We start from the raw sequence: 9,298 nt of genomic DNA, 5'->3' as shown, positions 1-9,298 counted from the left end.
GACCGCCCGCCCGACTATGCCTGAAATAGCATCTGGCTGGGTCAATTCCTGATGAAAAACCCGGGTCAGTTCTCAGTGAAAATCAACAACCTGAGCCTAAAGAGATAATGATTTACTATCCTTACGCAGGTTTATAGCAGATGATATGGAACAAATTTATCGGCAGGTTTATCAAAAAAATTCCGTCGAAGTTCAGGAAGCTTCTCACGCGCCTCCACTACTGCGCGATTCTTCATTTCAGCAATACGACCAGTATTGTCTAATGTGTAACGACCTGATGGGGCTATCTGGTCTACACGCCAGATAGCTTGATGGCCATGGCCATCTCCTGTAAGGATTTTTGCAGCGCCGAGCGCACTATGAGATTGACCTGCCATGAACAGCCGAGTGACATGAGCAGCCATCGGCAATTTTCCAGCCCATCGAGGCGGGGCATTAACTTCTGCGATAGTCCCGATACTAAGCACTTTCAGTCTCTTGGCGGGCCATCCCAGCGTTCCGACCGCCTCGACCACCGCTGCGCCAATCGGATTATTGGCCCAGACACCACCGTCAATAAGCTCGACTTGATCAGATGTATTATGTGCAGGCAGAAATGTCGGAGCCGCAGCAGTAGCCATCGCTGCATCTACGGCCAACTGCCTAAAATCAGTCTCCAGCCGCGGATGGTGGGCCGTCTTGTAGATGTAAACGCGTTCCAATATCGGGTGCCACGCAGGGATAAGCAATCGAGTTGCGCTTTCCCCAAGACGCCGTTCTCCGAGAATGCCGTCGAGAGCAGCGCGGAGTTCTGTCGCCTCATATTTGCTGCCAACCCAGTGCCGCGCGCTTCGCCAGCGCTGACGGAGCCAATTACCAATAGTGCCGTGCTGCTGATCGAAGATTGCCGGTCCACGCTCCTCATAAAGTTTCAGAATCTCGTTTGCAGAAAGTCCTAAGCCTAAACCAACAGCTATAATGCCGCCGGTCGACGTGCCTGCTATCAAATCGAAGTATTGACCGATCGGATGCTCGATGTATTCCTCAAGTCGGGCAAGGAAAGCTGCAGGAAATACTCCTCGGATTCCCCCTCCATCCAAACACAGAATACGATAAGACTTATCCTGATCATCTTGCATGTTCATGACGTTTTCTATTTGATATCAGAATATTACGCTTCGGTTTATGACTATCGGATCGGTCCCGCACTCTAGGATGTAGTCCGCCACCTGACCATTCATTGGACAGCAGCCATGCTTCGAAATAGAACAACCAGAGTGCCGTCCATGGTACGATCGTCTGGTCTAGCCGCATCCAATTTCCCCACTCGCCCGAGTTTGGAAGATAAAGACAAAGCCGCGTTGGCAATTGTTCATATACGTGCGGTAGTTTTCTTCCCTCAGCCAAAATCGTAAGATCAGGCTGGTCAATATAGACTGCCGGTGCCTTCCCTTGCCGATATTCTATCCGGGCATGATACAACCTGCTCAAGGGCGTAGGCGTAACCAGAAAGTTCCACGTAAGAATATTACCGCGCAGTTTCCCGTGACCTTCACAGATCGGGTTAGACCGTAGCGCGATATACTGCTGTGAAGGTGTCAGTGGCCGAGGAAGATCGAAGCGCATCGGAGACTATGACGCTCCATAAAACGTATTACTGCGGACCGATGTCGCTCGAGCCATAGGCACTTTTGCAGTTGTCAAACCAATCGCTGGAGCAACGGCCAGCATACGGGCGGATCGCGCGGCCGACATGCTATCGAGCATCTCCTGGATAATTTCTCGCGCAGGAGCCTGTCCAAACGATGATGCAAGGGTTCTACCCAAACCATCGAGCCCCTCAGCAGCACTCAACCGTTCTAGATCCAGCATTATTGCAGCGTGCCACTCAAAAAAAGCTGCTGCCTTGGCGGGCTCCGCATTCCAACGTTCAGCGAAGTTCTCACCCTCCGTTGTTTCGTTCCAGATAGCCCAATAGACGCGTCCTTCTATCGTATTCGATAGGATAAAAGTGCGCATATGACGAATCACGGCATGCAAAACATCCAGCTCGCTGTCGAACACCATCGTCCGAACACAGTGTTCGTAACTCCATGCGGCAAGTGTAGTGATAATTACTGAAATCGGCGCGAGAGACATATTACGTTCGAGAAAATAACTATCGCGATGTCTCTTTGCAATTTGCACAATCCGACACAAAAGCCCTTTAAAGCGAGGACGCTCAGGGAACGGTTCAATGTCCGCGTCCGCGCGTGCTCGATCTTCCGCATAGCTCATGAGAAGACGCATCTGCGGAACCAGCTCGGCCCGACGCTTGAATGCGTCTCGGTATCCTTTGGGATTGCTAGGCTTCCACGTAGAAAGCGCTTTATCAGGTACCAACTCTCCGCCGTTGGCACAATTCGCGTTTGGAATGGACGGGGTTATATCCAGATGAAATTCATCTGCATAATTTAGTCGCCAGCAACGCGGCTTTTCCTGAAGAATATTATTATAACGCTGATTGGCCTTCAATCGATCACCTACTATCTGCTTGCACAGAGCGGGCGGCAACCACTGACCGAAAGCAGGAAGATGACAAACTAAGTCAACATCGTACTCATTTTGGCCAATCGGCTTTACCGTGGTTCCTAGCGCAATCGAGCCTTGCAAGTAAATACCGCTGGTGGCAAGTCGGTTATCTTCAGCATCGGCCAACCACCGGCCCACCGCTTCATAACTGGATTGGGCACGATTAGTTTGGGTTTCACTTGGCTCCAGTCGCTCACAAAGCCGCTCCAAGAGCCCAAAAATCTCTACCTTTTTGAGCGCAGGGCGCCGTTCCATATACATTGCAACCTCTGATCAAATGGGCCGAACCCATTCGCAAAAATGTCGAAACATTTAGTCAATTTGAAAAATAAGAAATCCCAATTTGAACAATTCCTATGTTCGAATTGGCAGGGTTATTTTTGGCTGAATTGGCACAAGTGCCTTTGTATAACTGCGCAAAATATCATTATAGAGATCAGGATGTTTAGCAGCTTCTACTGTGATAATTAGAGCATAACGAATTTTCTCAGCGCTTGTCGTAGCATGTCCTGATTCACGCGCATTGTAATGAATGTCGAACACTGGGCTATCGAGACTACGCCCGAGCATACGTTTATCGCCATGTAGAACAGTTTCCCATTTCCCCATATCCGAACGACGCTCCTCTTCGGTTGCGTATTTTTTCATATCGAAAAAGCCTTTTGTATCGGCGTTCGCTTTACCTTCTTTTACCTTCTTATCACTGGGACGAAAGACAATATCCAAACCAGCTCGAGTATAGGTAACAGCATCCTGCGGATCCGTCGGAGACGCGTAACAAAATGTTGCCTTCAAGCGTATTTTACCTTGTAGACCACCAGTTGGTATTGGAAGCGGCGCGCGTAAATATTTTCCGGGCTTTAATTCGCCTTGATAGACCACCCGCGCCACGCCAGACGGACAAGTAATAACTTCCATCAAATCTTCTGGAATTTTACCCCAACCGACTTCAATTTTATCATGTTCAGAGGGATCAGCACTATGAACAAGCAACGCTTTAATAGCGAGCGGCGATAAATCCGACCCAAGAACCGCATGAACTCCAACAGCATTGCGCAATAAATATGGTGATGCAAAACTTGTTCCCAATTGAGGCACTAAGGACGGCTTGGCTCCCGATGCCAGAACATGAAAATATTTAGAATTTTCTGCGGCCCCACCAAAAGCCATAAGATCAGGTTTTACTACGCCTGGACTACGACCGGGTCCAACGGCGCTGTAAGCGGCCCGACCCCAAGTTTTATCAACGTTGTCAGCAGCCCCTACGGACAACGCATTCACGCAATCCGATGGCACCTGAACACGTGCGTTACCTGTGGAGCGATCCATAGCGCCGTTATTTCCAACGGCTATGGTCATCAATGTATCGCCATCGCTCAACAAATCATCAATCACAGAAGTCCACGCGTGTACATCTGTATCTTCAATTGGGAGATCCGGTCCCAAACTCAAATTGATGAACTGATAATATCGAGACAGAAGAACTTCTTCCACAAACCCCAGCGTACGATATAATTCCAATGGGTCTTCTGAATCAGTTTCACGATCCAGAACGCGGAGATGATCAACATAAGAATAAGGCCGAGACGGAGTGCTATTGGGTATGATCGGTCCAAAAAGGAATGCCGACGTGACTGCAAGCCCATGCTCAATGCCGCCTGGATCATCTTCCGCATGCTCATCCATGACGCGATAAGTATTTACCCACGGAGTGATACTGCTATTTGTCGGCAAACCACCATCCAAAATGGCGACTTTAGGCTCTGACGACAGCGGCTGCTCCGTGGGCAGGCTACACGGCACAGTCACCCCAGAAGCCCGTTGTATCGGACGCATACCACGCAACTTGGGCATGGAACGAATTACACGTACAAAAGAGAACTCAGCTAGGTGCCTGATGCTCTCACTATCGCCCTCTGCAGGAAGAAACCATAGATTCCCTGCGCTAAATGCCAGATCGAGGTGCAGCTTTACGCCAACGTCGGTCGCATATTTGGCAAATGCGCGTTGTACAAATTGAGAGTTATCTCCGGGTAACAGATGAACACCCACTTCGAAAAAACGATCTTGGGATTTTTCGAATGACACAATGCGATCTGTTGACTCAAATGCAGAAAAATTCTCAATATGAGAAAGGTCTTTGGCTTCACTGGACCCTTCTTCAACTTCTCCAGCCCAATCTGCCAACTGACGAAACGCTTTTCGCCGTCCCACCACAAAAAGCTCCGTGGTCGTTGACTCGCGCGGAGAACCCTTTTTTGCCCAAGCCTCCGGGGTCAGTTTTACAGCTCTACTCCCGACCGACTCAAGACCAGCACTGCGCAACATTGCGACAGGATAAAAAGAACGCGCGATGTAACTGGGATTCAAGGCGAGACGGGCCACACTCAAATCGCCCGGACAGGCTTTGGAGGGCAACCTATCGAGATTTATCGATGTTTCGATAAATTGCGGCACCAAACGTGTTCTCGCTTGCTGCAGCGTATAAACTTCAGCTTTCGTTATCTTCCGTCGAGGACCTTTAATATCATAAGTAAGGAGTTCGCCTCGTCCTATCAAAAAATTGGTCTGACTCATCCTTCACGTCTCCGCTTTTTAGGAACGACGGCAGGACCGTCAGTCGTGTATTTTCTAATAGTATCTCGGCTCACACCTGTAATATCCGAAATACTATGCTGAGACAGGCGTGTTTGTTTAGCGAGTAAAACAGCCATATCGATACGCCCCTGTCGATCCAATGATAGAGCGCGAGCTTTAATGAATTCCTCAATTAAATCGACATCTGGAGCTGTTCCCAATGCTACTGCTCGCCGAAAGCGCTGTATCTCTCTTCCTATATCGCTAAAGGACTGTCCACGAAACGCGAAGGTCAGAATATCTACCCACCGAGCAAACAACGCGAAATCAGGTCCCAAGAACCGTTTAATAGCTTCTTTGACCGCTACGGGCTCAGGTGTCTTAAATTCGACAACCAAGTCAAACCGTCGCCACAACGCAGGATCAATCAGCTCTGGATGATTAGTTGCGGCCAACAACACCCCGGTAGAAGGCCACTCATCAACTTCCTGCAAAATCACTGTCACAAGACGCTTGAGTTCACCCACATCGGAATCATCGCTACGTCGCTTGGCAATTGCATCGATTTCATCAAGCAACAACACACAAGGGCGTTGTTTAGCAAAATCAAGAGCTGCGCGTAAATTGTTACCGCTACGCCCCAACAAACTACTCATAACCGCAGTAAGATCGAGTACATACAGCGGTACACCTAGCTGAGATGCCAACCAACGCGCAGTGAGTGTCTTACCCAGTCCAGGTTGGCCAACAAATATTGCAGAGCGTGTTGGCACCAAACCCGCTGCGACAAGACGCTCAGCTTGCTTACGCTCCAAGATCAACTGTCCAAGCATTTCCTCCAATCCGGGAGAAAGCAGTGGCGCTTCCTGATCTGGAAGATCCGTAAACTCTTTAAGCAGTGACAAGCGCGACTCATCGTCCACTGGCAAAGCCTGTTCCGGAGAGGATGGTGTAACTGCCTTCCGTAACGGAGCTCCGGTGCGATGCGGTTTGGAACGAAGGAACATATCTACCTGTGCTGCCAACTCAGGTTCAGTCCCTCGATATTTTCTAACTAGCCGTGCGGCGAACAGGCGTACGTCCTCCGTTTGCTCGGCCAAGGCGAGCCGAACAATCTGGGCTAAATCAGACTTCAATCCACTAGAATCGTCCATAAACACTGTAACCCATTCATATAAACCACTTTTTTTCATTCAAAAATGGACTAAAATTATTCTCTCATATTTTCTGTCTGCTGGAAAGATATTCTGAGCGATCAGGACCAATCGCCCACTCACCACTCTTGGCGCGGTCATGATCAGCCATGACCATATATGAGAGCGGGCGCATCAAGGCAGGAAGTCTATGATCAAAGAGAACGTCTCTTCCTCAACGTTCACAGTCATTCCCTGTCCATTCTCTCGGCGCTTTCGTGGCACTCCAACCCGACACGATGCTGGAACTCGCACTGCCGGGTACGGGGCTGGCGCACCTTGCGGCGTTTCAAGTTGATCCACACATCATCGCCGGGCGGCTGACCTCAATGCTTGAGCACTTTCAGATTGACAGATTTGTCGATGTGCAAGCCGTCTATCTGGGACATCGTGGCACGCTGTCCGCGCGGATCAGGGCAGTTCTTGATTTTCTAAAGAAGAATGTGTGCATCGGTCCTAGCCAGCTATCGGGGGAGCAAAAAGCGCGTTTGGTCAGCCATTGCGTGACATGCGTGTAAACCCGCTTCCTGAGGCCATCACGACGATCATCAGGGCACAGAGCAGCAAAACTGTTGCTGCCCACGGAATGACGGTCGTGCCAAGATGGTCGAGAAGCAGACCCCCGATGATCCCGCCGCCGGCAATGGCCGCGTTCCATACGGTCACGATCATCGACTGGGCGATATCGGCCCCCTCGCCTGCTGCACGCGCGGACGCCGTCTGGAACAGCGTGGCCGCGCCACCAAAGGCCAGCCCCCACAGACCGGCTCCGATGTAAATTGCAATCGGACTGGTCCCTGCAAAACCCAATGTGCAGCCTGCGATCACGAAAAGAGCAATACTCGCCAGGACCAGCGCCCGCAGCCAGTGATCGATGAGGGCGCCGATCAGCCAGATCCCGACCAGAGCGGTGAGACCGAATACCAGCAGCACCATATCCACCCGTCCGCCCATGCCGACCTGCAGCAGGAAAGGCGCGATATATGTGTAGAGGATATTATGGGCCAGGACGAACAGTAGCGTGACAGACAGGATTGTCCGCACCCCCGGCATCAGGAACACATGCCTGAGCGTCAGACGTCGTCCCTGACCTTGGCCGGGAAAGTCCGGCACCGCAGCCACGACCCAGCCCAGCAGCCCGACGGTCAGCACGGTCATGATACCGAAAGTGTAACGCCACCCCACAACCGTCCCGAGAAGAGTGCCAAGAGGAATGCCGAATGACAGGGCAAGCGGTGTCCCGACCATTGCAACAGCGATGGCCCGTCCCTGCAAGGCGGGTGCCACCATCCGGCTGGCATAGCCCGCCAGCAGCGCCCACAGCAGTCCGGCCGATACCCCTGCCAGAAAACGGGCGACGAGGGTCAGAACATAGCTGGTTGAGACGGCCGTGACCGTATTGACGACAGCGAAGCCACCAATGGCCAGAAGCAGCAATCTGCGCCGTCGCCAGCCCTGCGTGGCGCTGGTCAGCGGGATGGCCGCGACAAGGGAACCGACTGCGTAAAGTGTGACAAGCTGTCCGACCATCGCATCCGATACGTTCAGGCTACTACCCATCTGCGGTAACAGGCCTGCTGGCAGAGCCTCGGTCAGGATGGTGATGAAGCCAGATGTGGCTAGGGCCAGGAGGCCCGCCAACGGCAGGCGCTCCGATGTGGACAGGTTGCATTCTGTGGTTTCTGAGGTCATGGAGTCATCCATCTCAAAGCATGCCGTGGCGCAGAGCTGTCTGCCGCTCTGGCCCCTCGTTGCCCTCACGATAAGATGGTCCCTGCTCCGGATTAATCAGGCTATAGTTCCACACACAATGGACAGAGATGTCCGCAATAGCCGGATCATGCGATGGACAGTCTGGGTGCTCTTCCCATTTTCATTCAGGCCGCCGAAACACGCAGCTTCACGGTCGCTGGTCATCAACTGGGCCTGTCTGCCTCTGCGGTCGGCAAGGCCATTGCCCGTCTTGAAGGGCGTCTCGGCGTCAGGCTGTTTCATCGCAGCACGCGAACGATCACGCTGACCCAGGAAGGTCATCTCTTTCTGGCGCGCTGCCGTCGGATTCTGGGAGAGGTCGAGGCAGCAGAACAGGAACTGGCGGATACACACGCCACACCATCGGGACGTCTGCGCGTGAGCCTCCCCATGGTCGGCATGCTGTTGATGCCGGCGGTCAACGCCTTTATCCAGGCCTATCCTGAGATCGAGCCCGATCTTGATTTCAGCGATCGTCTCGTGGATGTCATCGGCGAAGGCTTCGATGTGGTTCTCCGAACCGGAGATGCCGCGGACTCACGCCTGATGACCCGCATCGTCGGTACGTTCCATCACCGGCTGGTTGCCAGCCCCGCCTATCTGGATTGCCGTGGGATACCCATCAAACCGGCTGATCTGGCGCATCATGCCTGCCTGCGCCACAGATATCCCACCACCGGGAAACTGGAAGCATGGCCCCTGCGGCAGGATCGCATGGCTGGGACTATTGAGCCACCGGCAACCGTCGTTGCCTCGGCGCTGGAGCCGTTGATCAGCATGGCCGAAGCCGGCCTGGGTATCGTCAGCCTCCCGGATTTTGTGCTTTACGAGCATCTCAGGACAGGACACCTCGTTCCTGTGCTGTCCGACCATACCGAACATTCGGGGGTCTTCCGTCTTCTGTGGCCGTCCAGCCCCTATCTCTCACCGAAGCTCAGGGTGTTTATCGAGTTCATGACGGCGAATCTGTTCCCGTCCAAATGACCGCGCTCCAGTGTTCACGCACACGTGAAATCAGTCCAACCTACGCTGGAGTTTCACTCCCAGTTGCATCCTATGTGCATCCTGCGCGTATGTCCCAAACGCAGAAAGCCGCCCATCCGGACGGCTTAACATTCTGATTATATTGGATAAGTTATGGTTGCGGGGGCAGGATTTGAACCTGCGGCCTTCAGGTTATGAGCCTGACGAGCTACCGGGCTGCTCCACCCCGCGGTTGTGAGGGG

Annotated in this window: 7 protein-coding genes and 1 tRNA gene; 2 read left to right on the top strand and 6 right to left on the bottom strand. The window is 52.5% G+C overall.

The window, feature by feature from the left end; genetic code table 11:
• Window positions 1-131 precede the first annotated feature (131 nt).
• The 4 genes from DY926_RS15525 to DY926_RS15505 form a co-directional block, all read right to left on the bottom strand.
• The gene (locus DY926_RS15525) at window positions 132-1,124 is read right to left on the bottom strand and encodes a CBASS cGAMP-activated phospholipase (RefSeq protein ID WP_116704189.1); all 993 of its coding nucleotides are present in this window, start codon (window positions 1,122-1,124) and stop codon (window positions 132-134) included.
• Window positions 1,125-1,611: 487 nt separating this feature from the next.
• Window positions 1,612-2,805, bottom strand: coding sequence for a nucleotidyltransferase domain-containing protein (locus DY926_RS15515; protein WP_196778590.1), 1,194 nt, complete (start codon window positions 2,803-2,805; stop codon window positions 1,612-1,614).
• 99 nt (window positions 2,806-2,904) lie between these two features.
• Window positions 2,905-5,127: a S8 family peptidase gene (locus DY926_RS15510; protein WP_116704187.1), complete on the bottom strand. Its 2,223-nt coding sequence runs from the start codon at window positions 5,125-5,127 to the stop codon at window positions 2,905-2,907.
• The gene (locus DY926_RS15505) at window positions 5,124-6,320 is read right to left on the bottom strand and encodes an AAA family ATPase (RefSeq protein ID WP_196778589.1); all 1,197 of its coding nucleotides are present in this window, start codon (window positions 6,318-6,320) and stop codon (window positions 5,124-5,126) included. The genes DY926_RS15510 and DY926_RS15505 overlap by 4 nt, the downstream gene beginning before the upstream one ends.
• A 218-nt stretch (window positions 6,321-6,538) precedes the next feature.
• On the opposite strand from DY926_RS15505, the gene DY926_RS17100 reads away from it, so the two are divergent.
• Window positions 6,539-6,838 (top strand): type 2 periplasmic-binding domain-containing protein, encoded by a 300-nt coding sequence (locus tag DY926_RS17100; protein ID WP_148707819.1) that lies wholly within the window; start codon window positions 6,539-6,541, stop codon window positions 6,836-6,838.
• On the opposite strand, the gene DY926_RS15500 is transcribed toward DY926_RS17100, so the two are convergent.
• A complete protein-coding gene (locus DY926_RS15500; protein ID WP_196778588.1) occupies window positions 6,813-8,012 on the bottom strand; it encodes an MFS transporter in 1,200 nt (399 codons plus the stop codon). The two genes, DY926_RS17100 and DY926_RS15500, sit on opposite strands and share 26 nt — an antisense overlap.
• Before the next feature lie 153 nt (window positions 8,013-8,165).
• On the opposite strand from DY926_RS15500, the gene DY926_RS15495 reads away from it, so the two are divergent.
• Window positions 8,166-9,056, top strand: coding sequence for a LysR family transcriptional regulator (locus DY926_RS15495; RefSeq protein ID WP_059024032.1), 891 nt, complete (start codon window positions 8,166-8,168; stop codon window positions 9,054-9,056).
• A 154-nt stretch (window positions 9,057-9,210) separates the two neighbouring features.
• On the opposite strand, the gene DY926_RS15490 is transcribed toward DY926_RS15495, so the two are convergent.
• Window positions 9,211-9,287, bottom strand: a tRNA-Met gene (locus DY926_RS15490).
• Between the last annotated feature and the right edge of the window lie 11 nt (window positions 9,288-9,298).

Origin of the sequence: Komagataeibacter melaceti (assembly GCF_003403295.1) — a bacterium.
GTDB lineage: Bacteria > Pseudomonadota > Alphaproteobacteria > Acetobacterales > Acetobacteraceae > Komagataeibacter > Komagataeibacter melaceti.
Note: the sequence above shows the minus strand (reverse complement) of the source record. Positions and strands in the feature narration are given on the sequence as shown.